Source organism: Arthrobacter sp. MMS24-S77 (assembly GCF_054888235.1).
In genome coordinates this window covers 1,734,240-1,761,203 of the sequence record NZ_JBTZRN010000001.1, presented here as the reverse complement: position 1 = coordinate 1,761,203, position 26,964 = coordinate 1,734,240, and the positions used below count along the sequence as shown (strand labels likewise).

Here is a 26,964-nt window from a genome sequence, read left to right as displayed (position 1 = left end):
CTCCAAGACTAGTTGCCTTGCCCGCTGTTCGGCGCACGGCTGCCGTAACCGTTATTCGCTGGGCCGTCATACTTTTCCAGGCACGGCGTCGTCGCCATCGTCCGGCTCTGATCCGCCGGCGGAGTCGGGCCCGTCTTCAGGTCCGGCCTCGGCAGGAATTGGTTCGCTACCGCTCTCCGGGCCGGGAAGCTGCCCGGCCAGTCGCGCCTTGACGACGGCGGCGTATTCGTCCACGTATTCCTGCCCGGAGAGCCGCATGAGCTCGTACATGATTTCATCGGTCACGGCGCGTTGGACGGTGCGGTCTTCCTCTTGGCCGTAGTACCGGCTGAAGTCGAGCGGCTGGCCGAAAATGATCCCGATGCGGCGAATGTTGGGCAAACGCTTGCCGATGGGCTGGACCTTTTCGGTACCGATCATGGCCACGGGAATAACGCGGACCCGGGTTTGGAGGGCAAGTTTGGCGACTCCCACCTTGCCTCGGTACAGCTTGGCATCCGGACTGCGGGTGCCTTCCGGGTAGATGCCCAGCAGGCCGCCACCGGCCAGGACATCCTTACCCGCCTGCAAGGACAGCTCGGAGGCGGCCCCGCCCGAACGGTCCATGGGCAACTGGTTGGTGAGGCGGAAGAACATGGCCGTGAGCCTGCCCTTGAGCCCCGTGCCCGTAAAGTACTCGGACTTGGCCAGGAAACTGACGCGCCGGGGCACCATCACCGGCATGAAGATCGAGTCCGAAAAGGACAAATGATTGGAAGCGAGAATCGCGGGACCATCGTGGGGAACATTGTCGAGGCCCTTGACCCAAGGGCGGAACAGCAATTTGAGAACCGGACCCAAAAAGATCCGTTTCATGACCCAATAGAACACTTTGGTTCCTCTCCGGGACGGCGTCTGCGAGGCGTCCGGACGGTCCCGGCCGGCACTCAGAAGCCACCCTACTCCAGTGAGAAATGTCCCGAACAGTGACACGATGGACTCATGACGGAAAGCAGTGCCGCCAACAGAGTAGCCTCGGAGTCATCATGAACACTCTCCCTGATCCCTCCCCGTACGCCAGCACCTTCACCGGTAGTGGACCGAGCATCGGCGTGGTGATGAGCCACGGTTTTACGGGTAGTCCGCACAGCATGCGCCCATGGGCGGAGTATCTTGCAGCGGAAGGCTACGCCGTGCGCCTGCCTTTGCTTCCGGGCCATGGGACCACGTGGCAGGACATGGCTACACGGCATTGGCAGGAGTGGCACCACGCTGTGGATGCGGCGTATCTCGAACTCCAGGCGGAGTGCGATTTCGTTTTCGCTGCGGGCTTGTCGATGGGCGGGACGCTGGCTCTCCGGATCGCGGCCACCCGCCCCGTGGCAGGGACCGTCGTCGTGAATCCTGGCCTGGTGATCGACGACCCCCGCGCGGCAGTGGTTGGCGTCCTCAAGCACGTCATGAAATCGACCCCGGCCATTGCCAACGACATCCTCAAACCAGGGATGGACGAGGGCGCCTACCCCAGGACTCCGGTCGCCGCCGCGCATGAGCTGAAGAAGATGTACAAGGATACCGTCGCTCTCCTCCCCCGGATTTCCGCCCCCGTGCGCGTCTTCCGCTCTTCCGTGGACCACGTGGTTTCAGACCGAAGCATCAAGCAGTTGAAAGAACGCGTCCCGGCTTCGATGGAATTCAGCACCCTGGAGAACAGCTACCACGTGGCCACCTTGGACAACGATGCCCTGGAGATCTTCCGCGGCTCGGCCGATTTCATCCGGAAAACGATGGCTGCACTGACGAACAGTTCCGCCCCTTCCCGCCAGTCCGGCGCCGAACTCCGGGACTTACCCCATGAATAGGCCGGGACCGGACTCGCCGGACCAGAGCGCCAACAAGGACGACGACGCCGTCTGGCTGGATCTGGTGGCCCGGCTTGAGTCGATGCCTTCCTCGGCGCTGGACGAACCGCTGCCCGCCGAAGACCTCCCCAAGGATCCTGGGAAAGGGCAGGGTCCAGGGCCGGACGCGGTTCCTGGCACCTCCACGACCCGCTCCTTCCAGGACTTCGATCCCCTGGGATTGGCAAGGAGAGGCGCCCCCGAAGGACCCGGCGCACACGCAGGCGAAGAGACCGGGGCGACCGGTCCGCGTGACTATGGTGTCGAGGACGAGGACGGGTTCGTTCCGGAGGACCCACCAAGCCTGGCCGGTACGGAACCGCTGACCATGCTCGCCTGGATCGGCGCAGTGGGTGGCCCGCTTGCACTGCTGTTTACCGCGATGTTCTGGCGCTCGGCGCCCCTCTTGGCGGTCATGGGCATCTTGGCTGCATTTCTAGCTTCGGTGGTGTACCTCATCATGAAGCTGCCCCAGGAAAAAGACGAGAACGACGACGGCGCCCGCGTCTAAGGAGGCTGGCGCACCGCGCAACACCGCGCGGCGGAGCTCGTCCTAGCCGCGCGCCCTGCCACTGACCCGGGACAAATCGGCGGCGCCGATCATCCCTGCCCGTGGTCCCAGCGCGGCAAGCTTGATGGCGGCTGCAGGGCGGAAGCCGCGGCCCGTCAGGTTCCGGGTGAATGCAGTCCGCGCGGGGCCAACCAGTAGTTCACCGGCATCGCACAGGCCTCCGCCGATAACAAACGTTCCCGGATCCAGCGCGGCCGCGAGGTTCGCGAGGCCGAGCCCAAGCCAGTGCCCCACCTCTTCCAGGAGCTCCCTTGAGGCCGAGTCCCCGGCTTTTGCCCGTTCCGTCACGGTCACGCCCGTAATGTTCTCCGCGGCGCCACCGGCGGCTTTCAGCAATTCGTAGGCGACCGGGGAATTGCGGAGGGCCAGTTCCCGGGCCTCCCTGCCGAGAGCGTTCCCTGACGCATACTGCTCCCAGCAGCCGCGGTTGCCGCATTCGCAGCGATGCCCGCCGGGCACCACGATTTGGTGGCCGAACTCCCCCGCTACTCCGAACCGCCCACGTTCCACGCGTCCGTCCATGACCATGGCACCACCAATGCCGGTGCCCAGGGTGATGCAGACGAGTCTGCTCTCCCCTTGCCCCGCGCCGAAGCGCCATTCAGCCCAGGCGGCGGCGTCGGCGTCGTTGGTGACCAGAACCGGGCGCCTCAGCAGGCTCTGCAGGTTTGCACGCAGCGGTTCGTTGCGCCAGGCGAGATGCGGGCTGAACAGCACCGTGCCGCCGTCGAGATCCATCCAGCCCGCCGCGCCGATCCCCACGGAGGCGATGCGATGGCTTTTGCCCAGCTCCTGGACCAACTCGACGATCACCTGTTCCACGGCCCGGGCATCATTGCCAGGAGTTGAGCGCCGCGCTTCGTCAACCACATGGCCAGAGGGATCCACAACCCCCGCAGCAACCTTCGTGCCGCCGATGTCGATCCCGATAGCCAGTCCCCTACGACCAAGATGGGAGCGGCGGGCGGCCCAGGGAACCGACTCCCAGCGAATGCCACCGTGTGTGGAGCCGGGGCGCCGGCCAGTTGCGGTTGAACCGGACCAGGAAATCTTCCGAACGCGTGCCGTGGTCTGGTCGTTGGATGAATTCAGAGGCATGCCGCCATCCTATTCCGAGTGCCGCATATGTACGGACATGGCACCTGTATGAACAAGCACCATGACCGGCCGCATTGGATGAATCACACGCTTCAAGTAATGTTACTCATCAGTAACTTGAAATTGGTGAATTGCGACACACCCATTACGTGGCCGTATAGAGTTAGAGCAGCCCCGCAATGGTCTGTTGATATCGAAGGAGCTATCGTGCGTGAATTCAGTGTTCCGCCCCTGGTGAATGTTGCCCCCGAAACCAACATCACGGACCTCGTGGTTCGTCAGGCTGCCAAGCCATCCAACCCCGCCCTGTTTGCCAAACTCAACGGTGCGGGCCAATGGCAGGACATCCGTGCAACGGAGTTCCTCAAAGACGTCTCGGCGCTGGCAAAAGGCCTGATCGCCAACGGTGTCGGCGTGGGTGACCGAGTGGGCATCATGTCCAGGACCCGCTACGAATGGTCCCTCGTGGACTTCGCCGTCTGGTTTGCAGGCGGCATTTCCGTGCCGATCTATGAAACGTCATCGCCGTCACAAGTGGCGTGGAACCTCGGCGACTCCGGCGCAGTCGCGGCATTCGCCGAGTCTGCACACCACGAGGACGTCATCCGCCAAGCGGTCACCGCCGAAGGACTCGGCTCAGTTGCCCATATATGGCAACTTGAACGCGGCGGCCTTGATACCCTCCGCAGCGCGGGTAGCGGGATCAGCGACGAGGAGCTTGAGTCGCGTCGCAACAGCGCGGTACTTGCCGATGTCGCCACTATCATCTATACCTCCGGCACCACGGGCCGCCCCAAGGGTTGCGAACTCACGCACGGCAACTTCGTGGAACTTTCGGAGAACGCCCTGGCTTCCCTCGGTGACGTCGTCAACGAGGACGCCAAAACCATCATGTTCCTCCCGCTGGCCCACGTCTTTGCCCGCTTCATCTCGGTCCTGGCCGTCGCAGCCGGCTCCCAAGTGGCCCACACCCCGGATATCAAGAACCTTCTCGGGGACCTGCAGAGTTTTCAGCCGTCCTTCATCCTCGCCGTTCCCCGCGTCTTCGAAAAGGTTTTCAACTCGGCCCTCACCAAGGCGGAGGACAGTGGCAAGGGTGCGATTTTCCACAAGGCCGTGGATACGGCAATCGCCTACTCCAAGGCGCAGCAGTTTGGCTCCGTCGGGCTGGTGCTGAGGCTCAAGCACGCCGTCTTCGACCGTTTGGTGTACGGGAAACTCCGCGCAGCCATGGGCGGCCACGTCAGCCATGCCGTCTCCGGTGGTGGTCCCCTCGGCGAACGGCTGGGCCATTTCTTCCACGGCATCGGCTTGCAGATCCTGGAGGGATACGGGCTGACTGAGACCACGGCGCCCATCTCAGTCAACACCCCGTCCCTGATCAAGATCGGCACAGTAGGCGCACCGCTCCCGGGCAATGCGGTCAAGATCGCCGACGACGGCGAAATCCTCGCCAAGGGCGTCTGCGTCATGAAGGGCTATTACAAGCGCGATGACCTCGCCGCAGACACCTTCGTGGACGGCTGGTTCCGCACAGGTGACATCGGCGAACTGGATGAACAGGGTTTCCTGAAGATCACCGGCCGCAAGAAGGAAATCATCGTCACCGCCAGCGGCAAGAACGTGGTGCCGGCCCTCCTCGAGGACCAAATCCGGGCGGACGCACTGGTTTCCCAGGTCCTGGTGATCGGCGACAACCGGCCCTTCATCGGCGCGCTGGTCACCCTCGACGAGGAAGCACTGCCCGGCTGGCTGGAACGCCATGGCCTTCCAACGTCTACCACTCCGGCTGACGCTGCGGACAACCCCCTGGTCCGGGCGGCCGTCCAGGAACTGATCAGCCACGCGAACCAGTCCGTCTCCCACGCGGAGGCCATCAAGTCGTTCCGGATCGTGCCATCCGACTTCACCGAGGCCTCCGGCCACCTCACGCCGTCCTTGAAGGTCAAGCGCGCCCAGGTCATGAAAGACTTCGACGCCGTGATCGAGGAGATGTATTCGGCCCCCAAGGCGTCCTGACACGCTGCACCTGACGCATCCGTCGACGCATAAAGGAAGGTCCCGGGCTCGTGATGAACTGGTCCCCGAAAGTTGGACTCGTTATTGTGCGAGGTCTACTTTAGCGGCCAGCGATCGGCTCTTCGAAGAAGTCCCCGTCCCATTTGGGACGGGGACTTCTGTCGTTGCTAACAGTTCTATGGCCGCTAAAGTGAGTGTTCGTTTGAGGTTCGTCCAATCGGAAGTACGGTCGGAGATTGGTCTATGGCGTTAGTCCTATCCCCAGATTCTGAGACCATAGCGCTATGAGCATCAGCGGCGCACACGCATCTGCGTTCTTCGACGAAGTAGTCCGAGAAGGGCGGGTGTGGACGATTAGGGATTCTGACGGCATCCCAGCCCCAATGGGAAGCAACGGAGTACGTTCAATGCCCTTTTGGTCCTTAGCCTCTCGGGCAGAAAAAATCATCTCGACAGTCGAGGCATACGAAGGCTTTGAAAAGGTAGCCATCCCTCTTAGTGAGTGGCGAACAAAGTGGATACAGGGTCTTGACAACGACGGGCTGAACTTGGGACTCAATTGGTCGGGGAACCGCGCAACAGGCTACGACGTAGAACCCGCCGCTGCGCTGTCATCCCTTATTGCCCGGGAGTCAAGTGACTAGATCAGGCGGCGCTGACCGACATCGTTAAGAAGTGGAGCCAGGTGTCCTGCCCAGGGTTGGCTAAGAGGGACCTATGCCGCAAGCGTTTGAGCACGGTACTGTACCGGACTCAAACCCTTGAGCCTGGTGGAAATTCGTTCGGTGTTGTACCAGCGGATGTACTCGTGCAGCGCTGATGCAAGTGCGTCGGTGTTGAGGAACCGGACACGGTGGAAGAGCTCTTCCTTCAGGTGTCCGAAGAAGTTCTCCATGACGGCGTTGTCGTAGCAGTTGGCTTTGCGTGACATCGATTGGACCGCGCCGGCGTTCGCCAAGAGTGTGCGCCAGGAGTTGTGCTGATACTGGAATCCCTGGTCGGAGTGCACGAGTGGTTTCTGCCCGTTCTCCAGCGTGGCCAAGGCGCCGCGCAGCGAGGCGTTGGCCAGCTCTAAATTGGGCGAGGTGCCAATCGCGTAGGAGATGATCTGCCGGTCGAAAAGATCCATGATCGGTGAGAGGTAGAGCTTCCGGTCACCGACGCTGAACTCGGTCACATCGGTAACCCACTTCTGGTCCGGGGCGTCCGCTTCGAACTGGCGTTTCAGCAGGTTCGGGGCCACGATGCCCTGCTCGCCCTGATAGGAGTTGTACCGCTTCCTGCTTCGGACCTTGCAGACCAGCCGCAGGGAACGCATCAGCTTCAGGACGGTCTTCTTGGCGACCGTCCACCCTTGCTTGAGCAGTTCGATATGGATCCGGCGGTGGCCATACCGGCCGTGGTTCTTCTTGAAAATCTCCGTAATAGCGGCCTTCAGGGACGCCCGTGGATCAGGTCCTTGGAGACGGGCCTGGTGGTAGAAGAAGGTTGACCGGGCTAACCCGGCTACGTCCAGGAGAACTTCCAACCGGTGCTCAGCCTTGAGAGCGATGACAGCGCGGACCTTTAGCGCTGTTCCTCGTCCCTCAAGGCGTTTACTTTTCCCAGGAAGGCCACTTCTGCGCGCAGTCGTTCGTTCTCACGGCGCAGCCGCTCTACCTCAGACTCAGGTTTCCTTGCTGTCCCGGGATTCGTCTTCGGACGGCCTTTCGGCTTGGGGCGCAGCCCATCCTCGCCTTCGGTCCGGTACTGACGCGCCCACTTCTCGAGCAACAGCGGAGAGGACAGCCCAAGCTCTTTCGCCAGGGCGACTTTGGGCTCACCCGAGCGGTATCGCTGCACAGCATCAAGTTTGAACTCAAACGAGAACACCGGTCGTGTTGGCTTCGCCACCAGGGTCGTACCTCCGCGTGTCCGCCATCGTCCATACAAACGCTTGATGGCACCTCTACCTACTCCGAGTCGGGTCGCTACCGCCCAAGCACCCCAACCCGTTTCAAACAACGCTACCGCGGCCTCGCGCTGCTCCTCGGACAACGAACTTCTTCCATCCATAAAACTGCTCCCCGAAAGTCAGAACTGATTTCTCAGTCCAACTTTCGGGGAGCAGTTCATGAGCCCGGGACCTTCCTTTATGCGTGCTCCGTGGAGGAGCGGGCCGCTATACGACGACGATCAACAAATCTCCGCCCTGGACCTGCTCCACGTTGTTGATGGCGAGGCGCGAGACCGTGCCGGCTACCGGCGTCGTGATGGATGCCTCCATCTTCATGGCCTCAATGGTGGCCACGGTGTCGCCGGCCTTGACCGCGTCGCCGGCTTTGACTGTCAGCGTCACGGCACCGGCGAACGGCGCTGCGACCTGACCGGGCTGGGACGCGTCAGCCTTCTCCGCAGCCTTCACGTTGCTGACGACGGACTTGTCACGAACCACCACGGGGCGGGACTGGCCGTTGAGCTTGCACATGACGGTGCGCATGCCCTTTTCGTCCGGCTCCGAGACTGCTTCCAAGGAAGCGATAAGGCGCACGCCCTTCTCGAGCTCCATGACGTGTTCGGCGCCGAGCTGGAGACCATAGAGGTAGTCGCGGGTGTCAAGGACTGACAGGTTGCCGTAGGTGTCGACGCTCTTGAGGTAGTCCTTCGTGGGACCGTCGAACAGCAGCCGGTTCAAGGTCCCCTGGCGGGACTTGGAATCGCCCTTGAGGGCCGCGCTGTCCTCGGCGCTCAGCTCGACGTCGCGGACCTTGATGCTGCGGCCCTGGAGCGCCTTGGTGCGGAACGGCTCCGGCCATCCTCCGGGAGGATCTCCCAGTTCACCCGACAGGAATCCGATGACGGAGTCCGGGATGTCATAGTTCTGCGGGTTCTCGTTGAAGTCCGCCGGATCTGCGTTGATTCCCACAAGATGGAGCGCGAGGTCGCCCACCACCTTGGAAGACGGGGTCACCTTGACCAGGCGGCCCAGAATGCGGTCCGCTGCGGTGTACATGTCCTCGATGGCCTCAAAACGCTCCCCGAGCCCCAGCGCCATGGCCTGCTGGCGCAGGTTGGACAGCTGGCCACCAGGGATTTCGTGCTGGTAAACCCGGCCTGTGGGACCCGGAAGCCCGGATTCGAACGGTGCGTAGACGCGACGGACTGCTTCCCAGTAGGGCTCCAGCGCGCTGACGTTCGCCAGGCTGAGGCCGGTATCCCGCGGGGTATGTGCCAGGGCGGCCACAAGGGCCGACGCCGAAGGCTGGCTCGTCGTGCCGGCCAGGGACGCAGACGCGACGTCGACGGCGTCCACGCCGGCGTCCACGGCTGCCAACAGGGTAGCTAGCTGGCCGCCTGCGGTGTCGTGGGTGTGCAAATGGACCGGGAGGTCGAAACGCTCACGCAAGGCGCTGACAAGCTTGGCAGCGGCCGCAGGCCGAAGCAGGCCAGCCATGTCCTTGATGGCGAGGACGTGCGCACCGGCGTCGACGATCTTCTGGGCGAGATCCAGGTAGTAGTCGAGGGTGTACAGCTTCTCGTCCGGGTCGAGGAGATCGCCCGTGTAGCACAGCGCGACTTCGGCTACGGCGGTGCCGGTGGCACGCACCGCACGGATTGCCGGAGCCATCTGGTTGACGTCGTTGAGGGCGTCGAAGATGCGGAAGATGTCGATGCCAGTCGCCGCGGCCTCGTTGACGAACGCCTCGGTGACTTCTTCCGGGTAGGGCGTGTACCCAACAGTGTTGCGGCCGCGGAGCAGCATCTGAAGACAGACGTTGGGCAGGGCCTTGCGCAAAGCGGCGAGGCGGTCCCAAGGATCTTCGCCGAGGAAGCGCAGTGCGACGTCGTACGTGGCACCGCCCCAGGCTTCGACCGACAGCAGTTCGGGCATCAGGGCTGAAACGGCAGGGCCGGCCGCAACGAGATCGCGGGTCCGGACACGCGTGGCAAGGAGTGACTGGTGTGCGTCGCGGAAGGTCGTGTCCGTGACCGCAACGGCGGTCTGCTCGCGCAGTGCCTTGGCGAATCCTTCCGGACCCAGTTCCTGAAGCCGCTGGCGGGATCCGGCAGGTGCAACGACTCCGGAAACCGAAGGTAGCTTTGCTGCGGGGTCGGAGTGGACCTTGAGCTCCCCGTTGGGCTTGTTGACGGTGACGTCGGCCAGCCAGGTCAGGAGTTTGGTTCCGCGGTCTGCGGAAACGTGGGACTTCAGCAACTCGGGGCGCTTGTCGATGAAGTCGGTGGCAACGTTTCCAGCAATGAAGTCCGGATCAGCAAGAACAGCCTGGAGGAAAGGGATGTTGGTGGATACGCCACGGATTCGGAACTCGGCGAGGCCGCGCCGCGCGCGGGCCACGGCGGCCGGGTAGTCGCGGCCGCGGCAGGTCAGCTTGACCAGCATGGAGTCGAAGTGCGGACTGATCTCGGCACCCGAGTAGACCGTGCCGCCGTCGAGACGCACACCGGCGCCGCCGGCGGAACGGTAGCCGGTGATCTTTCCGACGTCGGGGCGGAAGCCGTTGGCGGGATCTTCCGTGGTGATGCGGCACTGCAGGGCGGCACCCTTGATGGATACCGAAGCCTGGCTCAGGCCGAGGTCGGCAAGGGTCTCGCCCGACGCGATGCGCATCTGGGCCTGGACGAGGTCTACGTCCGTGATTTCCTCGGTGACCGTGTGTTCTACCTGGATGCGGGGGTTCATCTCGATGAAGACGTGCTGGCCGGCACGTTCGCCCTCGGTGTCGACCAGGAATTCGACCGTTCCCGCGTTGACGTAGTTCAATGCCTTGGCGAAGGCGACAGCGTCCCGGTACAGGGCCTGGCGGATGGACTCATCCAGGTTGGGGGCCGGAGCGATTTCCACGACCTTCTGGTGGCGGCGCTGCAAGGAGCAGTCGCGCTCGAACAAGTGCATGACGTTGCCCTCGGCATCGGCCAGGATCTGGACCTCAATGTGACGAGGACGCAGCACGGCCTGCTCCAGGAACATGGTGGGATCGCCGAAGGCGGCGTCGGCTTCGCGCATCGCCGACTGCAGGGCTTCCGGAAGGTCCTCGCGGGTCTCCACACGGCGCATGCCGCGGCCACCGCCACCGGCGACGGCCTTGGCGAAGATCGGGAATCCAATCTGGTCCGCTGCGGCGATGAGCTCGTCGATGTCGCGGGACGGCGCACTGGACTTCAAAACCGGCACACCGGCCTTGCGGGCGGCTTCCAGGGCGGCCACCTTGTTGCCGGCCAGCTCCAGCACTTCGGCCGGCGGGCCAACAAAGGTAATGCCTGCATCCTTGGCTGCCCGGGCGAGATCAGGGTTCTCGGACAGGAATCCATAGCCCGGGTAGATTGCGTCAGCCCCGGATTCCTTGGCGACGCGGACGATTTCGGCCACGTCAAGGTAGGCGCGGACCGGATGACCCTCCTGGCCAATCAGATAGGCCTCATCAGCCTTCTGCCGGTGGATCGAGTTGCGATCCTCATACGGGAAGACCGCTACGGTCTTGGCGCCGAGTTCGTAGCCAGCGCGGAAGGCCCTGATCGCGATTTCGCCGCGATTAGCCACCAGAATCTTGGAAAACATGCTTCTCCTGCATCATTGCGGGTGTAACGGTCGGTGGTCACAGTGTGTAAGACCTCCATACCCAAACACAAATCTTTGTGGTGACAGTCACATGGGGATTCGTCACGAGCAGTGTACCTTCGCGCACGTTACGGATTCACGTGCTAAAGACCGGAGAAGTAACAAGCCATCCAAGCCGTTCAGGGCTGATAAGGCAGGATTCGGCGGCCACTCAACATATGATGTTGAAGGGCGGCGGCAGAGCCCCGGTTCCGGCACAACCGGAACGCAAGCACCGCGACACGGCAACCGGCGTTAGGTTTTGGGTTTTCAAGTGCAAGTAGTCAGCATCAGCAGCCTTAAAGGCGGCGTGGGAAAGACATCCGTAACCACTGGGTTGGCCTCGGCCGCACTGGCCGCAGGCATCCCGACCCTTGTTGTGGACCTGGATCCCCACGCCGACGCCACCACAGCCCTCGGCGTCCAGGCCAGCGACCAGCTCGACATTGGCCGCATGCTGAAGAATCCCCGCAAGGCCAGGCTCCTGGACAACGTGGTCAGCAGCGGCTGGGTTGAACAGGCACGCCGCAATGGCGGAGGGACGGCCCTTGATGTCGCCGTCGGATCCGCCTACACCGGAATCTACGATCGGCCGGACCTCGGACGCCGCGATCTCCGCCGGCTCTCTGCCGTCCTTGCCCCGGCCGAAAAGTATGAGCTGGTGCTTGTGGATTGCCCGCCTTCGCTCAACGGATTGACCCGCATGGCCTGGAGCGCCAGTGACCGCGTTGTGCTTGTTGCCGAACCCGGGCTTTTCTCAGTAGCCGGCACCGAACGCACCATGCGTGCAATCCAACTGTTCCGCCAGGAATTCGCTCCCCAGCTGGCCCCTGCGGGCATTGTGGCCAACCGGGTCCGCCCTGCCTCGTCCGAGCACACGTTCCGGCTCGCTGAGATGGAATCGATGTTCGGTGACCTTTTGTTGGCGCCACATATTCCGGAGCAGGCGAACTGGCAGCAAATCCAGGGTGCGGCGCACGCTGTGCATCATTGGCCCGGGGATTCAGCCAAGAACACGGCCAAGCTGTTTGACACCCTCTTGGAGAACATGATGTCCTCAGGCAATGGCACGCGGGAACGCCGCCAGCGCTAAAGGTTCTGCGCCGGCTCCACAAAGCTGCGTCATTGGGGAGAACGGTTGCGTCCCTGGCGTGAAACGCAATGAAGCCGCCCTTCCTGTTGGAAGGCGGCTTCATCGGTCTTCAGTGGCCTACGCGGGGATCCCGACGGTGGGTCGGCCCGTATGGCGCACCGTTTTAGCCCGTGCGGCGCGCTGATCGGCGCTTGCTCAGTTCGTCGTCCGGAAAGGACTGTTCTGCGGCGTGTTCGCTCGGGAGGGCAGCGAGGCTGCCCTCGACTTCACGCCACACGCGGCCAACTGCGATGCCGAATACGCCTTGGCCTCCCTGGACCAGGTCAATGACTTCGTCCGCTGAAGTACATTCGTAAACACTCGCGCCATCGCTCATGAGCGTGATTTGGGCCAGGTCTTCCACTCCGCGTTCGCGCAAATGCTCGACGGCTGTGCGGATCTGTTGGAGGGACACGCCTGTGTCCAGGAGTCGCTTGACGACTTTGAGGACCAGGATGTCCCGGAAACCATAGAGCCGCTGCGATCCGGAGCCAGCTGCGCCCCGCACCGCGGGCTCGACGAGTCCTGTACGCGCCCAGTAGTCCAGCTGACGGTAGGTGATCCCTGCTGCCTTGCACGCGGTGGGACCGCGGTAGCCGGCGTCTTCATCCAGGACCGGAAGGTCCTCGGTGAAAAGCAGACCCTGGGCACCGCTTGCGGGGACAGCAACGCCTGCCGAGGCCTGCTTTAGCTCGCCTGCTTCGCCTTTGGGACTCACGTGACCCTCCTTGTCAGAAGTTCCCTTGGGGATGGTGCATACGGCGGCCAACACGAAAGGGAAATGCAGTCGTGTAATTTCAACGCGTCCGCACCTTTCAGTGTGACTTGCGCGGGTCCCGGATGCAACGAGAACTTGATACCTTCGACGTTAGGCGTGCCGAGGCCTCAGGTCAAAGACGTTCGAACCATTTTCAGGTCGTGTCGAAACTTTCACCCTCAACTTTAACCTTAGGTAGCCCTCAGCCTTCGAAATCCTCGGGCTCGACGTCGTCCAAAAACTCCCGGAAACGGCGCAATTCGCGTTCTTCGTCAACCTCGGGGCCGGGCTCGGTATCTTCGCCTTCATCGTGTTCGGTGATCCGGACACCGGCTTCATCCATCACAGCATCGGCACACCAGATGCGGCATTTCGCCCGCAAGGCAAGCGCCAAGGCGTCGGACGCACGGGAGCTGACCACCGTGCCGTCGTCGAACTGGAGCTGACCGTAGAAGATATTGTCCTCAACCGCCACAATATTCACACTGATGATCGTGTGGCCGAGGGCCTCAACGACGTCGATCAGGAGATCGTGGGTCATGGGCCGAGGCGGTACTACACCTTGCTGGGCCAAGGCGATGGCGCTGGCTTCGGGTGTGCCGATCCAGATGGGAACATGGCGTTCCCCGTGCATCTCCCGCAGGAGAACCAGAGGCTGGTTTGAAGGCAGTTCAATCCGCACGCCAACAATCTCGACCTCGATCATCATGCGTCCATACGGGAGATACGGTCCTGCACCAAGGCACGGTGCAGGGTGAGGCAGAGTTCGCTGATTTCGCGGGCGGCTTCAGCAGCCCGGGACTGCGATGCCGCATCCTTGCGGGAGGTCAGCGGAGCAACGACCCGTTCCACCAGGCCGAATTCACGTTCGGCTGCGGCTTGGAAGGGCCTGAGGTGCCGGGGCTCAAGTCCATGGCTCTCAAGTTGGACGCATGCCCGCGCCACTTGGAGGGCGTGTTCGTCGAATTTTCCATTGACGTGGCTGATCAACCCGAAGCTGAGGAGGGACTGCAAAAGCGGGACGCTGGCTCCGGATTCGGTCCGGAGCTGTTCCTCGCTCAAGGCGCGTGCGTGGCCCTGCAGTTCGGCGGCCAGTTCGTCCGAGACTATCCGGGGGGAAACCGACACGCCGGGCGGAAGGTTTTCGGGACGCTCGCCTCGGTCTATTGCGTCCAGATAGTCCTTGATGACTTTGAGCGGCAGGTACTGGTCGCGCTGGAGCGCCAGCACGAAGCGCAAACGCTCGACGTCGCTCTCGGCATACTGCCGGTATCCGGCAGGAGTGCGCTTCGGGTTGATCAGTCCCTTTTCCTCAAGGAAACGGATCTTGGACGCCGTCATGGTGGGAAAGTCGTCGCTGAGTTGAGCGAGGACCTCTCCGATGTTGAGGACCTGCGGTCCGCGCCGTTCCGGCTGGGCCATTGCCACAGGCGTACCCGGAATCAGTCTTGGCCTGCTGCGCGGGCAGGGCTCAAGTAGTAGGTGAGGCGGAACTTCCCGATCTGGACCTCGCTGCCGTTCTTAAGCAGGACGTTGTCTACCCGGTCTTGGTTGACATAGGTGCCGTTGAGGCTCCCCGTGTCCACCACTTCGAAACCCTCGGGAGTGCGCACGAATTCAACATGCTTGCGCGAAACCGTCACGTCATCAAGGAAGATGTCCGCATCCGGGTGGCGGCCAGCCGTGGTGGTGTCCGAGTCCAGGAGGAACCGCGCACCGGCATTGGGGCCGCTGTGGGCAATCAGCAATGCCGAACCTGGGGGCAAGGCTTGGACTGCCGCGCGCTCCTCGGCTGCCAAAGGCGGGCGGACATCCTGCTCGTGGTGGCGCACGGGCGTGAGCTGGATTGAGGTGGTCTCCGAGGTTGGCTGTTCTACAGCACCGTGCTCGTCCCGGGCGTGGTTCCGCTTGCCGCCAACCATGGAAATCCTCCTCATCCGCCAGCAATTGTTACCAACTGCCGGTTACGCAACTGCCCGGTTCCCCCGGGCCAAACAGGTCGCTGGCCCGCCGCCGCCGCTCCCCTGTTCCGGGGAGAACCGGCTTGGCGGGCCAGATACCTTTTAGCCTACCTGTTGTTCGTACTCTGATGCACTGAGAAGGGTCTCGATGGCGTCAGCTTCAGAAAGCTTTACTTCGAACAGCCAGCCGTCACCGTAGGGATCCGAGTTAATCAGGGCAGAGTCGGTGTCGAGAGCGTCGTTGCGGGAGACAATTTCGCCGCTGACCGGGGCGTAGATGTCGCTCACGCTCTTCGTGGACTCGACTTCACCCACGACATCGTTGCCCTTCACGGTGGTGCCGGGCTCGGGCAGCTGGGCGTAGACGACATCGCCGAGTGCATCCTGGGCGAAGTCCGTGATGCCGACGCGCACGACGCCGTCTGCATTCGGGGCACTCACCCATTCATGTTCGGCGGTGTAGGAAAGATCGGCAGGAATGTTGCTCATGAGTCGCCTTTCATCGGGACATTTCGGACCACGACGGCGGCCCGGTCATCCGGCCACCGCTGAAAGTATAAGCACATCCAGCCCTCCTCCCCACAGGTGTCTGGGATGATTGGAACCAGGCCCGAGCCGCACAGTCCTGCAACGCCGTCGAAGGAGCGCGATCATGCCGGAACTGCCCGAACTCACTGCCCTGACCGATTTCTTGGACGAGCGGCTATCCGGCGCACAGCTCACTCAGTTACTGCTGCCATCGGCGTTCGCCCTGAAGGTTGCGGATGCTCCCTATGAATTGCTGATCGGGCGGAGGATTGATTCCGTGGGTCGGCAGGGAAAATTCCTTGCTTTCAAGATCGCCCCTTCCGTTGAAGCGTCCCGGGGCGGAGCAGGTCCTCTGTACTTGATCGTCAATTTCGCGAAAAGCGGCTGGCTGCAGTTCTCAGACAAACCACCCGGCGCCGAAGCCACCAACGCGGGAGGCTACTTCGCCGCACAACTGGGTTTTTCGAATGACGGCCACGACTACAGTGTCACCCTTACCGACACCGGAACGTGGAAAGGATTGGCCATGTTCATCGTTCGCGGGCCTGTTGAGGTCCATGGCATCGCAGAATTGGGCCCTGACCCCCTCGACCCGGGTTTTGGCTTGGAAGAGTTCAGCAGGCTTTTCTCGAACAGGCAGCAGATCAAAGGGATCCTGAAAAACCAGAAGCTCATCGCGGGTATCGGGAATGCCTACAGCGACGAAATCCTCCATGCGGCGAAGCTGTCTCCCGTCGCCATCGCTTCTTCGTTGGATCCGGACGCTGTGGGGCGTCTCTTCACGACGATGAAGGATATTCTCAGTGGCGCGGTCCGGGAGTTCTCGGACAAGAAGCCCGACGAGCTGAAGCCGGCCAAGAAAGCCTCCATGCGCGTGCATGGCCGGACTGGAGAGGCTTGCCCGGTCTGCGGGGACACCGTGCGGGAGGTTACGTTCGTGGGTACCTCGATGCAGTACTGCCCCACATGCCAGACCATCGGCGAGATCCTGGCCAAGCGCGGCTCGAGCGACGACGCCTGATTCGGAGAAAGCCCGCCACAATCCTGTGGCGGGCCCTCTTGTGTTGCGCTTAGGCGACCGGTGCCTCCTCCGGTTCGCGTACGACGTCGGGCGCTGCTTGCGGCGCGGAAGCAGCCTGCGCTGGTCCCCCGCGCCTGGCGGCCACAGCAGCGGCGATCATCACGAGAAGGGCGGCGACGGTGATGACAGCCCCAGCCCAGATGGGCGATGTGTAACCCAGGCCAAGGCTGATGGTGACGCCGCCCAACCAGGCACCCAGGGCGTTGCCTAGGTTAAAGGCGCCGATATTCGCGCCAGAGGCGAGGGTGGGCGCGGTGGTGGCAAAGTGCATGACGCGCATTTGCAGGCCCGGCACTGTGGCGAATCCGAATCCGCCCATGAGCGCAAGCGAGAACAGGGTGGCCACCGGGCTCGCGGCGGTGAGTGCGAAGAACACGAGCACCAGCACCAGGCCCACGAGGATGACCACGAGGGTTTTGTCGATGGATTTGTCGGCCGCTTTGCCACCGGCGATATTGCCGACAAACAGCCCGGCACCAAACAGGACCAGGAGCCACGGGACGGAATGGGGATCAAAGCCGGAGACCTCGGTCAGGGTGAAGGCGATGTAGGTGAAGGCGCCGAACATGCCGCCAAAGCCCAGGATGGTGACGATGATGGAGAGCCACACTTGTCCGGATTTGAAAGCACCAAGCTCGCTGCGGAGGCTGCTGTTAGCGTCGCCGTCCTTGGTGCGCGGGACCATGAGGGCGATGCCGACGAGTGCCACAACGCCGATGACAGTGATGGCCCAGAAGGTGGAACGCCAGCCGAGGTTCTGGCCGAGAAAGGTTCCGAAGGGCACTCCGAGCACGTTGGCGGCAGTGAGGCCCGTGAACATGATGGCGATCGCACCGGCCTTCTTGTGTGCCGGGACCAGGCTGGCTGCGACGACCGAGCCGATGCCGAAGAAGGCTCCGTGACAGAGGGCGGCAACAACACGCCCAATCAACATGGCCGGGTAGCTGTCAGCGATGGCGGAGAGGAAGTTGCCGGCGATGAACAGAACGAGAAGTCCGATCAGCACGGGCTTACGGGGCAAGCGCGTTACGGCCGCTGTAACCAGGAGGGCGCCGACAACGACGCTCAGTGCGTAGCCGGTGATGAACCAGCCGGCGGCTGCTTCACTGACTCCGAAGTCGGTGGCAATCTCGGGCAAGAGGCCCATGATGACGAATTCGGTCAAGCCAATGCCGAATCCGCCCAGGGCAAGGGCAATCAACCCTGCAGGCATGTTGTGCTCCTTTGTGGGGATGGATTCCCGTGAGACTGGAAGTGCGTCGCCGAGAACCGTAGAATATTAGTTGCAGACGCTGTATATATAGTTGCACACGCCATGTAATTGCGCAAGCAACTACTTTGCGCGTCTGGTTTCTTCATCAATCGGCAGGAGTTACGGCAGACATGGGCATCAAGGACGACGCCGTTGAGGTGCGTGCACAGGGGTGGCGCACTCTCGCTGCCCTGCACGGCAACATCGAGGCAGCACTGGAGAAGGCGTTGCAGTCGGCCGCGGATCTTTCAGTGGTCGAGTACACCGTGCTGGACGCGCTGAGCCGCCAGGACGGCTGGCACATGCGCATGCAGCAGCTGGCCAGGGCTACGGCTCTTTCCAGCAGCGCGACGACACGCTTGGTGAACCGGCTCGAGGACCGTGCGCTGCTGACCAGGATCCTTTGCGCCGACGACCGGCGCGGCATATACACCGAACTCACCGAGGCAGGCCAGAAACTGCTGCTCGCGGCCAGGCCTGTGCACGACGAAACCCTGGCGGAATCGTTGGCTGCCGCGGAGTTGGTGCCGGAGCTTGAGCCGCTGGTCAAGGCACTGGGGGCCCTGCAGGGGGTCTAGGTACGGCTTGGCGCGTGAGGCGCGTGCTGAAACGACGAACCCCGCCACTCCTTCCATGGAGCGGCGGGGTTTTGTTGCTACTGGGACAGGTGGCTGCCTTCGGCGGCGTCAGACTTTCTTGACGACGCTGGATTTGAGCTGCATGGGTCCGAAGCCGTCCACTTTGCAGTCGATGTCGTGGTCTCCGACGCCGTTCACGAGGCGGATGTTGCGGACCTTGGTGCCGACCTTGATGGCGGTAGCGCTCCCCTTGACCTTGAGGTCCTTGATCACGGTGACGGTATCACCGTCTGCGAGCACGTTGCCGACGGCGTCCTTGATCTGCGCTGACTCGGCTTCCGCTTCATCGGATACGGCCGGCGACCATTCGTGGGCACACTCGGGGCAAACCAGCAGGGCGCCCATCTCGTAGGTGTATTCACTGGCGCATTCAGGGCAAGGGGAAGGGTTTCGCTCACCGTTCAATGATAGACGGGGGTGGTCCTGCACCTAGCCGGAGACCCAGGCACACCTAGACGCTTCACAGGAACCGCTAGATCACTGGATATTGCACACCTAGATCGACCGCTTGGACCACCTATTTCATGGGTTTGAGCACCTAGATGGCAGATGTCGGCCTTAGATTGCCGATGCCCAAGAAATCGAAAGGTGGTGCGTGAACCGTGCAATTGCCGCTATGGGGGCTCGCTCTGGGATGGCTGCTCGTCAGCATGTATCTTCGCTCGCCCAGGCTTATCGCACTGATGACAGTCTGCGCTCTACCTGGGCTGGCAGCGCGTGCAATGCCGACACTCTTCGCCGAACCCTTGCATCTGACCGCAAGTCAACAGACCGGGTTGAGCGTCTTCTCTTCTGTCTGGATCTACCTGACGCTGATCCTTTTCGTAGGTATCCGGCGAATGACTCGGCCAAGCTGATGCGCCGATATCGCGGGACCCACCGGTTTCGAAAAGAAGACGTGGGGGCTGCGTCGATTCTGCTGGATCACTCTCTTCGCCGAAGTTGCCGGTCCCGTGATCCCGCGGATCCGGATTCTATCCATTCGAGTGATTGAGCAGAATCCGACATCCGAGCACCGACGATCCCATCCGAAAAGCAGAATCCAACGCGCACTCGCTGCCACACCAACGCTTAAACGCAAAAGCCGTGGGAACCCTAGAGTTCCCACGGCTTTTTGGTCGGGCTGACAGGATTTGAACCTGCGACCCCTTGACCCCCAGTCAAGTGCGCTACCAAGCTGCGCTACAGCCCGTCAGTTCTGCCGTTCTCCGCCTAGATTTTCACCTAAGCAGTCCGGCCGAACCACCTCAAAAAGCTTACACGATGTTCGAGGTTCACAATGACACCTTCGCCGGTGTCGGGTGTGATGCGCGTCTCAATTAACGCTTCTTGCCACGCTTTTCGCGGACGCGCATGTTGACCTCGATCGGCGTGCCATCGAAGCCAAAGGTCTCGCGCAGGCGGCGAGTGATGAACCGGCGGTATCCGGGGTCCAGGAAGCCTGTGGTGAACAGCACGAACTTCGGCGGACGGCTGGATGCCTGGGTGCCGAACAGGATACGGGGCTGCTTGCCACCACGGACCGGGTGCGGGTGGGCAGCCACGAGCTCGCCCAGGAACGCGTTGAGGCGTCCCGTGGGGATGCGCTTGTCCCAGCTCTCCAAGGCGAGGTCCAGGGCGGGCACCAGGCGGTCCTTGTGCCAGCCCGTCTTGGCGGAAATGTTGACGCGCGGCGCCCACTCCACGTGCGCCAGGTCCTGCTCGATTTCACGCTCAAGGTACCGGCGACGTTCGTCGTCGAGCAGGTCCCACTTGTTGAACGCGAGCACCAACGCGCGGCCCGACTCGATGGCGAGCTGGAGGATGCGGACGTCCTGTTCGCTGAGGACTTCGTCAACGGCGAGGAGCACGACGGCAACCTCCGCCTTTTCGAGCGCAGCCTGCGTACGCAGGGAAGCGTAGAAGTCTGCACCCTGGGCCATGTGCTGGCGGCGACGGATTCCTGCGGTATCCACGAAGCGCCACGTGCGGCCGCCAAGTTCGATGAACTCGTCTACCGGGTCACGGGTAGTCCCGGCGAGGGTGTCAACCACAACGCGCTCGGAGCCGGCCAGCTTATTCAGCAGCGAGGACTTGCCGACGTTCGGACGGCCAATGAGGGCAATACGGCGGGGACCGCCGGAGCGCTCAACGCCTTCCACCGTGGAGAACTCGGGCAGCGTGTCCATGACGTGGTCCAGGAGGTCGGCAACGCCGCGTCCGTGGAGGGCGGACACGGGGTACGGCTCGCCGAAGCCAAGGCCCCAGAGTGCGGCCGAGTCGGCTTCCTGTGCAAAGTCATCGACCTTGTTGGCCACCATGATGACCGGCTTCTTGGACTTGCGCAGCATCTTCATGACGCCCTCGTCCGTCGCGGTGGCGCCGACGGCGGAGTCCACTACGAAGAGCACGGCGTCAGCGAGTTCCACGGCCATCTCGGCCTGCTCAGCGACGCGGGCGTGGATGCCCCTGGCGTCGTGCTCCCAGCCACCGGTGTCCACCAGCGTGAAGTTGCGGCCGTTCCAGTGCGCCGAGTACATGACGCGGTCACGGGTCACTCCCGGGGTGTCCTCGACGACAGCCTCGCGGCGGCCGAGGATTCGGTTCACCAGGGTGGACTTGCCGACGTTCGGGCGTCCGATGATGGCCAGTACCGGGTCAAGCTTGAGTGGACCGTCTTCGCCTTCGTCATCGTAGAGCCCGCTCAGAAGGGCGGCGTCGTCCTCGTCGAGGTCATAGTCTTCCAGGCCTGCCCGGAGGGAGGCTGCGCGGAGTTCGGCTTCATCGTCGTCCAGGGCGGCAAGGTTCTCAGCCACCTGGTCGGTGCCGGTGGGCGTGTATTCGTCGTCGCCGGCTCCGATGTTGCCGGACTTTTGAGTCGTATCGCTCATTGCACTTTCCTTAGTGGTGATCTGCCGGCGTCCCGGCTACTTCTTCTTGGCGGTGCTGCATTGGCTGTGGGCCGGTTCATTTAGTCCCCAGGAAGGGACTGACCGGTGGTTTTGACGGCATCCTGGACGTGTCCAGCCAGCGCAGCGCGGATCTCCGCAGCCGCCCTGTCCATTGAAACACGCCCCGACTCGCCATTTCTGCGGGTCACATTGAAGGGAGCTCCGAAACTGACCTGCAGGCGGCGGCGCGGCTTGGGAATGTAGTCACGGTGTTCGTCGCCGATCCGCGTTCCGAGGATCGCCACGGGAATGACTGTGGCTCCGGACATCAGGGCGAGCCACGCAACTCCATTGCTGATGCTGCCGGCCGTGCCGCTCCCCCGCGTTCCTTCGGGGAGAATCCCGACGCAACGGCCGGCGTCGAGCACTTGCTTTCCGAGCTGGAGCGCCGCGCGGTCCCCTGAACGGTCGACGGAAATCTGCCCCGAGGCACGCAGCACCCGTCCCAGGAATCCTTTGAACATCTCCTTCTTGACCAGGATGTGCATGGGCCGCGGAGCAGCGCCGAACATCACCGGCCCATCCAGGAAGCTGATGTGGTTGCCCGCGAAAATGACCGGACCGGATTTGGGAACATTGGAGCGCCCGGTGATTGCGGTCCGGTACAGGACATGATCCAACAGCCAGCCCACAGGCCGGCTCCAGAGCATGGTCCAGCGTGCCGGGAGGCGGGTTTCAGTCACCGTAAATGACCTTGCCCACAATGCTCAGCGCCGTTTCGACAGTTTCCTCGAAGTCAAGGTCCGAGGAATCAAGGGTGACGACGCCGTCGGCCGCCTGGGTGAAGTTCACCACAGTTGAGTCTTTGGCGTCGCGGTGGATCACCTGGGCGGCGAGTTGCTCTTTGCTCTGCGTTCCGCCGAGCTGGAGGCCGCGGCGCCGCAGCCGGGCTTCCTCGCTTGCGGTCAGCAGCATGCGGACCTCCGCGTTGGGTGCGACGACGGTAGTGATGTCCCGCCCTTCCACCACCATGCGGCGGTGGTGCTGTTCGATCAGTTGGCGCTGGCGACGAATCAGCTCATTGCGGGCACCCAAGGTGGTTGCCACTGCACTGACGGACGACGAAATCCTGGGCTCGCGGATTTCCTCCGTGATGTCCACTCCGGCAACGCTGACGTATTCGATGTTGGAGCTGGTGCTGAGTTCCAGCGGCAGATCCTTTGAGGCCTGCTCGACGGCGGCACCGTCCGTGAGGTCGATGCCGGTCTTGAGGCAGTACCAGGTCAACGCACGGTACATCGCACCGGTGTCCAGGTAGGCGAGCTTCAGGCGTCGGGCAACTTCCTTGCTGACGCTGGACTTACCGGAGCCGGACGGGCCGTCGATGGCGACCACGAGAGGCTTGCCCGGGCGTACCACGGTCTCCGGGCCGAAAAGTTCACGTGTCATTACTGGAGTACCCGCCATCCACGGTCGGTCAAGGCTTCAACAAGGAGGTCATGCTTATTGGGCATGACGGATAGCTCCACCATGCCCACGTTCTGCCCGGAAGAGTGGTCCAGGCGGAGGTCTTCGACGTTGACGCCGATCTCACCGATCTCCGTCAGCAGCCTGGCAATCTGCCCGGGCCTGTCGTCTACCAGAACTGTAAGCCATGAATATGCCTGCGGGGGTCCGCCGTGCTTTCCCGGGATCCGGGCCTGCCCCGCGTTGCCCTCGCTGATGAGCTGGGCAAGGTCCAGCCGGGCGCCGGGGGCGGTGGGATCCTCCAAGGTACCGATCAGACGGTTGAGGTCTTCACGGACACCATGAAGGATATCCACCATCTTGGCCGCGTTGTTGCCAAGGATCTGCACCCAGAGGGTGGGATCGCTGGCGGCGATCCTTGTGGTGTCCCGCAGCCCGTTGCCGGCGAGGGACAGCGCGTGAAGCGGTGTTCCCTGCAAGCGGCTGGCGAGAAGCGAAGACATCACCTGGGGCAAATGAGATACCAAAGCAACGGCTTCGTCGTGTTCCTCCGCCGTGAACTGGGAAACTATTGCCCCCAGGTCACCGGCCAGGGAACGCGCGGTCTGAAGCGCATCGGCGCTGGTCTCGTCGGACGGGCAAAGAACCCAGGGCATGGAGGTGAAGAGCTCGCCGCGGGCAGCGACGGGCCCCGATTTCTCGCGCCCCGCCATCGGGTGCGTCCCGACGTAGCGGGACATGTCCACTCCGCGACCCCGAAGGTCGGCCTGGATTGCCAGTTTGACGCTGGCAATGTCCACAACAACGGCCTCCGGGTATTCGCCCAGGGCACGCTCGACGACGTCGGCTGTCACGTCCGGCGGCGCCGCGACGACAACCAGCTGGGGAGAGCCCTCGAGCTCCGACAATGGCCTGCCCGCACCGATGTCCACGGCTACGGCCTGGTTGGTTGGCGAGGGGTCCGAAAGGAACACGGAGACACCCCGGCCACGCAGGCCGAGACCGATGCTGGCTCCGAGCAGTCCGGTGCCGAAGACGACCACCGGGCCGTCAAGATGGCCCCGGCCGTGCGAGTGGAATGCCGACATGCCTTACAGTCCTACGGAGGCCAGGAGGTGTCCGACTTCCTGCTTGCCGAGGTTGCGGATGCTGCCCTGGCGCTGGTCTCCCAGGCCGATGGGACCGATCTTGACGCGCACGAGCCGCAGCACGGGGAACCCGACGGCTTCGAACAAACGGCGGACAATGCGGTTCTTGCCGGAGTGCAGCACAACCTCGATCAGCACGTGGCCCGGAGTGGAGTCGACGAGCTTGAAGGAGTCGACGGAAGCGATGCCGTCTTCGAGCTCGATGCCGGCCTTCAGCTGCGCACCGACGCCCTGCGGGAACGGGCCGCGTACCTGTACCAGGTACGTCTTGGGCACCTCGTAGGAGGGGTGCGTCAAGCGGTTGGCGAGTTCGCCGTCGTTGGTCAGCAGAAGCAGGCCCTCGGTGGCGACGTCAAGGCGGCCGACGTGGAAGAGACGCTCGCCCCTGTTCTTGGAGGACTTCAGGAAGTCGCTGATGCAGGGACGGCCCTCGGGATCTTCCATGGTGGAGACGACGCCCTTGGGCTTGTTGAAGACCATGTAGAGCATGGTGTCATCGAGCTGGATGCGGATGCCGTCGACGTGGATCACGGCAGACGTCGGGTCCACGCGCATGCCAAGCTCGGTGGTGAGCTGGCCGTTGACCTCGACGCGGCCTTCCTGGATCATTTCCTCGCACACGCGGCGGGAAGCCACGCCGGCCTGGGCCATGACCTTCTGCAGGCGCACGCCATCGGCGTCGTGCTGCTCGGACTGCGCCACCTCTCCGCGGCGTCCGCGCGGCTTGCGGATCGGTCCAAGGTTCTGGCCGAAGCGCTCACTCCCGAAGGCGCGGGAAGCGTACTGCTTCTTGTTGCTGGCCTTGGGCTTCAACGCACCGGGCGTGCCCGGGGCCTTGCCGAAGCCGGGCTTGTTCGAACCAGGCTTGCGCGGTGCCTTGGCCGGCCTGGAATCTTGGCGGCCGGCGTCTTCACGGCGTTCGTAGCCGCCAGCCGTGGTGGGGTTGTCCGGGTCGAAGGGGCGCTCTTCACGCGGACGAGTTGGCTTGAAGGGGCGTTCTCCGCCCGGGGAGAAGCTGCGCTTGCTGCCTCCGGAGGCGCCACCGGCACGGCTTGCGCCACCCCGGCCGGCACCGAAGCCGCTGCCTCCTGTACGGCCGGCGCCACTGCGGCCTGCGCTGCTGCGGCCTGAGTCCTGCGACTCGTTGCGTCCGGAACCGTTTCGTCCCGAACTATTACGTGGTGAACCCTGGCGTCCCGCCTGTGTCATGACCCGTCCTTTTGTTATGGTGGCCGGCTTGTTCTTTCTCAACATTAGCCAGCCGGACAGAGGATATCTGCCCTGTGTGAACTCTGCCCGCTACTAGCCGGGCATTTGTAGATCCTTGCAATATTGAGTTGTTTTGCCTTGCCTACGGCCGCACCTGTGTCCCACGACTACATACGTTCGGCGTCGAAGAACTCCTCGATGCCCTCCAGCCCCGGAAGGTGGGGGACAATTGAGGCAGTTCCGCCACCGAGCCAATGCCCATGCGCTCGAGGAAGTACGAGGTAGTCCGGTAAAGGATGGCCCCCGACTCAGGATCGGTTCCTGAGTCCTCGATCAGCCCGCGTTGGACAAGGGTCCGGACGACCGAATCGACATTGACGCCGCGGATAGCCGACACCCTGGCCCTGGAAACCGGCTGCCGGTACGCAATGACCGCCATGGTTTCGAGGGCTGCCTGCGTCAGCCGCGCGGTCTGGCCTTCGAGAACGAACCTGCCCACGACGTCGGCAAATTCCGCACGCGAATAGATCCGCCACCCTCCGGCAACGTTCCGCAACTCAAAACCCCGGGGTGTAGCGCAGACACTTGCATGGGTGTGCAAGTCATCAGCGTCCCTGCCCGGGGCTTTAACAGTATAGCCGCTATACTCCTGCTGCAGTCCCGCCAGCAAGTCCTCGACGACGGCGACCGTCACGTTGAGCCCGGCAGCGAGCTCTTCCGCGGTGGCCGGTTCGTCGATCACCATCAGGACGGCTTCGATAGCCGCGCGGGCGCCACCGGGTAGGGCTTCAAGCTCGGCAAGGCCGTCCCCGCCTGTTTCCTGCTCGCTCACAGCGGCTCCTCTTTTTGTCGGTCTGGTCGGTACCGGTTTCAACGACAGTGTCCGTCTCAGCTACAACGGGCCCGGACTCGTATTCGTCGCTCAAATTGTCGCTGCTCCAGCCTTCGGGACGCCCGGTCCATCGCACCGTCAGTTCGGCCAGAGGCCCCGGCTGTTCAAAGGCCACTACGCGGTCGCGGAACAGTTCGAGAAGGGCCAGGAACCGGGCCACGACAACCAGGGTGGACTCCGCGTCGGCAATCAGCGCCCTGAAGGACTGCGGCAGGCCGCGTTGCAGGCGGTACCCGATGATCTCGGCCTGCTCCTTGACGCTGACAGGCGTTCCGTGGAGGTGGTCGAGCCCGACTTCCTCGGGCGTCTTGTCCTTCGGCGCCAAGGTCCTGGCCGCCAAGGCCGCGAACTGCTCGGGCGTATGACGCCAGATCAGTTCGGGCAACAGTGCCGCGAAGTGCCCTTCCAGGGCGACTTGCCGGGGAAACGCCGGGCTTCCGATTCCAAGGTTCCGGACATGATCGCGGCCACCTGCTTGAAAGCCTTGTACTGCAGGAGCCTGGCGAAGAGGAGATCCCGGGCTTCCAGCAAGGCGATGTCCTCGGCATCCTCGACTTCGCCCGCTGGCAGGAGCCTCGCGGCTTTGAGGTCCAGCAGTGTCGCGGCGATGACCAGGAATTCGCTGGCTTCGTCCAGGGCCCAGTCCTCCCCCAGTTCCTGCAGTCGCCGGATGTACTTGATGAACTCGTCGGTGACCGTGGCCAGCGCAACTTCGGTGATGTCCAACTTGTGCTTGGAGATCAGGCCGAGCAGGAGATCGAAGGGGCCTGTGAAGTTCGCCAGCCGGACCTCAAAGCCGGCCTTCCGTGTGGTGGGCGAGGCACCGGCGTCGTCCGCGCCGTTTACAGAAGGGGACGACGGCGGG

24 protein-coding genes, 1 tRNA gene and 2 pseudogenes are annotated in these 26,964 nt (G+C 63.0%); 7 read left to right on the top strand and 20 right to left on the bottom strand.

All coding sequences use genetic code 11. The features are described from left to right. Positions 1–66: 66 nt before the first annotated feature. Positions 67–870, bottom strand: coding sequence for a lysophospholipid acyltransferase family protein (locus tag ACX5I4_RS08045; protein WP_461836215.1), 804 nt, complete (start codon positions 868–870; stop codon positions 67–69). Between the two features lie 155 nt (positions 871–1,025). On the opposite strand from ACX5I4_RS08045, the gene ACX5I4_RS08040 reads away from it, so the two are divergent. Continuing rightward, entirely contained in the window at positions 1,026–1,841 is an 816-nt protein-coding gene (locus ACX5I4_RS08040; protein WP_461836214.1) for an alpha/beta hydrolase, read from the top strand. Continuing rightward, on the top strand, positions 1,834–2,391 hold the full coding sequence (locus ACX5I4_RS08035) for a hypothetical protein (RefSeq protein WP_461836213.1): 558 nt from the start codon (positions 1,834–1,836) through the stop codon (positions 2,389–2,391). The genes ACX5I4_RS08040 and ACX5I4_RS08035 overlap by 8 nt, the downstream gene beginning before the upstream one ends. Before the next feature lie 42 nt (positions 2,392–2,433). Here ACX5I4_RS08035 and ACX5I4_RS08030 read toward each other — a convergent pair whose 3' ends face one another. Then, positions 2,434–3,549: an ROK family glucokinase gene (locus tag ACX5I4_RS08030; RefSeq protein ID WP_461836212.1), complete on the bottom strand. Its 1,116-nt coding sequence runs from the start codon at positions 3,547–3,549 to the stop codon at positions 2,434–2,436. Positions 3,550–3,756: 207 nt separating this feature from the next. Here ACX5I4_RS08030 and ACX5I4_RS08025 point away from each other — a divergent pair, with 207 nt between their 5' ends. Both ACX5I4_RS08025 and ACX5I4_RS08020 read left to right on the top strand, forming a co-directional pair. Continuing rightward, positions 3,757–5,568, top strand: coding sequence for an AMP-dependent synthetase/ligase (locus tag ACX5I4_RS08025; RefSeq protein WP_461836211.1), 1,812 nt, complete (start codon positions 3,757–3,759; stop codon positions 5,566–5,568). Between the two features lie 284 nt (positions 5,569–5,852). After that, the gene (locus tag ACX5I4_RS08020; protein WP_461835805.1) at positions 5,853–6,212 is read left to right on the top strand and encodes a DUF2750 domain-containing protein; all 360 of its coding nucleotides are present in this window, start codon (positions 5,853–5,855) and stop codon (positions 6,210–6,212) included. A 71-nt stretch (positions 6,213–6,283) separates the two neighbouring features. Here the strand turns inward: ACX5I4_RS08020 and ACX5I4_RS08015 are convergent, their stop codons facing one another. The 3 genes from ACX5I4_RS08015 to ACX5I4_RS08005 all read right to left on the bottom strand — a co-directional run bounded on the left by ACX5I4_RS08015 (position 6,284) and on the right by ACX5I4_RS08005 (position 11,125). Beyond that, entirely contained in the window at positions 6,284–7,096 is an 813-nt protein-coding gene (locus tag ACX5I4_RS08015; RefSeq protein WP_461835804.1) for an IS3 family transposase, read from the bottom strand. A 38-nt stretch (positions 7,097–7,134) separates the two neighbouring features. Beyond that, the gene (locus ACX5I4_RS08010; RefSeq protein WP_461835803.1) at positions 7,135–7,623 is read right to left on the bottom strand and encodes a helix-turn-helix domain-containing protein; all 489 of its coding nucleotides are present in this window, start codon (positions 7,621–7,623) and stop codon (positions 7,135–7,137) included. Between the two features lie 106 nt (positions 7,624–7,729). Then, positions 7,730–11,125: a pyruvate carboxylase gene (locus tag ACX5I4_RS08005; RefSeq protein WP_461836210.1), complete on the bottom strand. Its 3,396-nt coding sequence runs from the start codon at positions 11,123–11,125 to the stop codon at positions 7,730–7,732. Positions 11,126–11,438: 313 nt separating this feature from the next. On the opposite strand from ACX5I4_RS08005, the gene ACX5I4_RS08000 reads away from it, so the two are divergent. Then, positions 11,439–12,257: a ParA family protein gene (locus tag ACX5I4_RS08000; protein WP_461836209.1), complete on the top strand. Its 819-nt coding sequence runs from the start codon at positions 11,439–11,441 to the stop codon at positions 12,255–12,257. Positions 12,258–12,420: 163 nt separating this feature from the next. Here ACX5I4_RS08000 and ACX5I4_RS07995 read toward each other — a convergent pair whose 3' ends face one another. From ACX5I4_RS07995 to gcvH, 5 genes are all read right to left on the bottom strand, one after another. Then, the gene (locus tag ACX5I4_RS07995) at positions 12,421–13,014 is read right to left on the bottom strand and encodes a MerR family transcriptional regulator (RefSeq protein ID WP_461836208.1); all 594 of its coding nucleotides are present in this window, start codon (positions 13,012–13,014) and stop codon (positions 12,421–12,423) included. Between the two features lie 241 nt (positions 13,015–13,255). Then, positions 13,256–13,759 carry a bifunctional nuclease family protein gene (locus tag ACX5I4_RS07990; protein WP_184739384.1) on the bottom strand — a complete coding sequence of 168 codons (504 nt, stop codon included), beginning with the start codon at positions 13,757–13,759 and terminating at the stop codon, positions 13,256–13,258. Then, positions 13,759–14,475 (bottom strand): transcriptional regulator FtsR, encoded by a 717-nt coding sequence (gene ftsR, locus ACX5I4_RS07985; RefSeq protein ID WP_461836207.1) that lies wholly within the window; start codon positions 14,473–14,475, stop codon positions 13,759–13,761. Before ftsR ends, ACX5I4_RS07990 begins: the two co-directional genes overlap by 1 nt. 20 nt (positions 14,476–14,495) lie before the next feature. Then, positions 14,496–14,975: an FHA domain-containing protein gene (locus ACX5I4_RS07980; RefSeq protein WP_461836206.1), complete on the bottom strand. Its 480-nt coding sequence runs from the start codon at positions 14,973–14,975 to the stop codon at positions 14,496–14,498. A gap of 141 nt (positions 14,976–15,116) precedes the next feature. After that, positions 15,117–15,503, bottom strand: coding sequence for a glycine cleavage system protein GcvH (gene gcvH, locus ACX5I4_RS07975; RefSeq protein ID WP_234753789.1), 387 nt, complete (start codon positions 15,501–15,503; stop codon positions 15,117–15,119). 163 nt (positions 15,504–15,666) lie between these two features. On the opposite strand from gcvH, the gene ACX5I4_RS07970 reads away from it, so the two are divergent. After that, positions 15,667–16,563, top strand: coding sequence for a DNA-formamidopyrimidine glycosylase family protein (locus tag ACX5I4_RS07970; RefSeq protein WP_461836205.1), 897 nt, complete (start codon positions 15,667–15,669; stop codon positions 16,561–16,563). Between the two features lie 49 nt (positions 16,564–16,612). Here ACX5I4_RS07970 and ACX5I4_RS07965 read toward each other — a convergent pair whose 3' ends face one another. Continuing rightward, positions 16,613–17,836, bottom strand: coding sequence for an MFS transporter (locus ACX5I4_RS07965; RefSeq protein ID WP_461836204.1), 1,224 nt, complete (start codon positions 17,834–17,836; stop codon positions 16,613–16,615). A 170-nt stretch (positions 17,837–18,006) separates the two neighbouring features. On the opposite strand from ACX5I4_RS07965, the gene ACX5I4_RS07960 reads away from it, so the two are divergent. Beyond that, on the top strand, positions 18,007–18,453 hold the full coding sequence (locus ACX5I4_RS07960) for a MarR family winged helix-turn-helix transcriptional regulator (RefSeq protein ID WP_461836203.1): 447 nt from the start codon (positions 18,007–18,009) through the stop codon (positions 18,451–18,453). Positions 18,454–18,561: 108 nt separating this feature from the next. Here the strand turns inward: ACX5I4_RS07960 and ACX5I4_RS07955 are convergent, their stop codons facing one another. From ACX5I4_RS07955 to ACX5I4_RS07915, 9 genes and pseudogenes are all read right to left on the bottom strand, one after another. Then, a complete protein-coding gene (locus ACX5I4_RS07955; RefSeq protein WP_461836202.1) occupies positions 18,562–18,858 on the bottom strand; it encodes a zinc ribbon domain-containing protein YjdM in 297 nt (98 codons plus the stop codon). Positions 18,859–19,628: 770 nt separating this feature from the next. Continuing rightward, positions 19,629–19,705 (bottom strand) — tRNA-Pro (locus tag ACX5I4_RS07950). 127 nt (positions 19,706–19,832) lie between these two features. Continuing rightward, complete coding sequence (der, locus tag ACX5I4_RS07945) at positions 19,833–21,383, bottom strand: ribosome biogenesis GTPase Der (RefSeq protein ID WP_461836201.1); 1,551 nt, start codon at positions 21,381–21,383, stop codon at positions 19,833–19,835. A gap of 80 nt (positions 21,384–21,463) precedes the next feature. Then, on the bottom strand, positions 21,464–22,093 hold the full coding sequence (locus tag ACX5I4_RS07940) for a lysophospholipid acyltransferase family protein (protein WP_461838677.1): 630 nt from the start codon (positions 22,091–22,093) through the stop codon (positions 21,464–21,466). Between the two features lie 25 nt (positions 22,094–22,118). After that, a complete protein-coding gene (cmk, locus tag ACX5I4_RS07935; RefSeq protein ID WP_461836200.1) occupies positions 22,119–22,832 on the bottom strand; it encodes a (d)CMP kinase in 714 nt (237 codons plus the stop codon). Continuing rightward, a complete protein-coding gene (locus ACX5I4_RS07930; protein WP_461836199.1) occupies positions 22,832–23,938 on the bottom strand; it encodes a prephenate dehydrogenase in 1,107 nt (368 codons plus the stop codon). The genes cmk and ACX5I4_RS07930 overlap by 1 nt, the downstream gene beginning before the upstream one ends. A gap of 3 nt (positions 23,939–23,941) precedes the next feature. Then, entirely contained in the window at positions 23,942–25,207 is a 1,266-nt protein-coding gene (locus tag ACX5I4_RS07925) for a pseudouridine synthase (protein ID WP_461836198.1), read from the bottom strand. Between the two features lie 167 nt (positions 25,208–25,374). After that, a pseudogene (gene scpB / locus ACX5I4_RS07920) lies at positions 25,375–26,039 on the bottom strand (SMC-Scp complex subunit ScpB). Beyond that, a pseudogene (locus ACX5I4_RS07915) lies at positions 25,996–26,882 on the bottom strand (segregation and condensation protein A). Before ACX5I4_RS07915 ends, scpB begins: the two co-directional pseudogenes overlap by 44 nt. Between the last annotated feature and the right edge of the window lie 82 nt (positions 26,883–26,964).

Excerpts from the sequence above, each read along its gene's own strand:
- ACX5I4_RS08040 (WP_461836214.1), top strand. The coding sequence starts at position 1,026 with ATGAACACTCTCCCTGATCCCTCCCCGTACGCCAGCACCTTCACCGGT.
- ACX5I4_RS08035 (WP_461836213.1), top strand. The coding sequence starts at position 1,834 with ATGAATAGGCCGGGACCGGACTCGCCGGACCAGAGCGCCAACAAGGAC.
- ACX5I4_RS08030 (WP_461836212.1), bottom strand. The coding sequence starts at position 3,549 with ATGCCTCTGAATTCATCCAACGACCAGACCACGGCACGCGTTCGGAAG.
- ACX5I4_RS08020 (WP_461835805.1), top strand. The coding sequence starts at position 5,853 with ATGAGCATCAGCGGCGCACACGCATCTGCGTTCTTCGACGAAGTAGTC.
- ACX5I4_RS08010 (WP_461835803.1), bottom strand. The coding sequence starts at position 7,623 with ATGGATGGAAGAAGTTCGTTGTCCGAGGAGCAGCGCGAGGCCGCGGTA.
- ACX5I4_RS08005 (WP_461836210.1), bottom strand. The coding sequence starts at position 11,125 with ATGTTTTCCAAGATTCTGGTGGCTAATCGCGGCGAAATCGCGATCAGG.
- ACX5I4_RS07990 (WP_184739384.1), bottom strand. The coding sequence starts at position 13,759 with ATGATCGAGGTCGAGATTGTTGGCGTGCGGATTGAACTGCCTTCAAAC.
- ftsR (WP_461836207.1), bottom strand. The coding sequence starts at position 14,475 with ATGGCCCAGCCGGAACGGCGCGGACCGCAGGTCCTCAACATCGGAGAG.
- ACX5I4_RS07980 (WP_461836206.1), bottom strand. The coding sequence starts at position 14,975 with ATGGTTGGCGGCAAGCGGAACCACGCCCGGGACGAGCACGGTGCTGTA.
- gcvH (WP_234753789.1), bottom strand. The coding sequence starts at position 15,503 with ATGAGCAACATTCCTGCCGATCTTTCCTACACCGCCGAACATGAATGG.
- ACX5I4_RS07970 (WP_461836205.1), top strand. The coding sequence starts at position 15,667 with ATGCCGGAACTGCCCGAACTCACTGCCCTGACCGATTTCTTGGACGAG.
- ACX5I4_RS07965 (WP_461836204.1), bottom strand. The coding sequence starts at position 17,836 with ATGCCTGCAGGGTTGATTGCCCTTGCCCTGGGCGGATTCGGCATTGGC.
- ACX5I4_RS07960 (WP_461836203.1), top strand. The coding sequence starts at position 18,007 with ATGGGCATCAAGGACGACGCCGTTGAGGTGCGTGCACAGGGGTGGCGC.
- ACX5I4_RS07955 (WP_461836202.1), bottom strand. The coding sequence starts at position 18,858 with ATGGGCGCCCTGCTGGTTTGCCCCGAGTGTGCCCACGAATGGTCGCCG.
- der (WP_461836201.1), bottom strand. The coding sequence starts at position 21,383 with ATGAGCGATACGACTCAAAAGTCCGGCAACATCGGAGCCGGCGACGAC.
- ACX5I4_RS07940 (WP_461838677.1), bottom strand. The coding sequence starts at position 22,093 with ATGCTCTGGAGCCGGCCTGTGGGCTGGCTGTTGGATCATGTCCTGTAC.
- cmk (WP_461836200.1), bottom strand. The coding sequence starts at position 22,832 with ATGACACGTGAACTTTTCGGCCCGGAGACCGTGGTACGCCCGGGCAAG.
- ACX5I4_RS07930 (WP_461836199.1), bottom strand. The coding sequence starts at position 23,938 with ATGTCGGCATTCCACTCGCACGGCCGGGGCCATCTTGACGGCCCGGTG.
- ACX5I4_RS07925 (WP_461836198.1), bottom strand. The coding sequence starts at position 25,207 with ATGACACAGGCGGGACGCCAGGGTTCACCACGTAATAGTTCGGGACGA.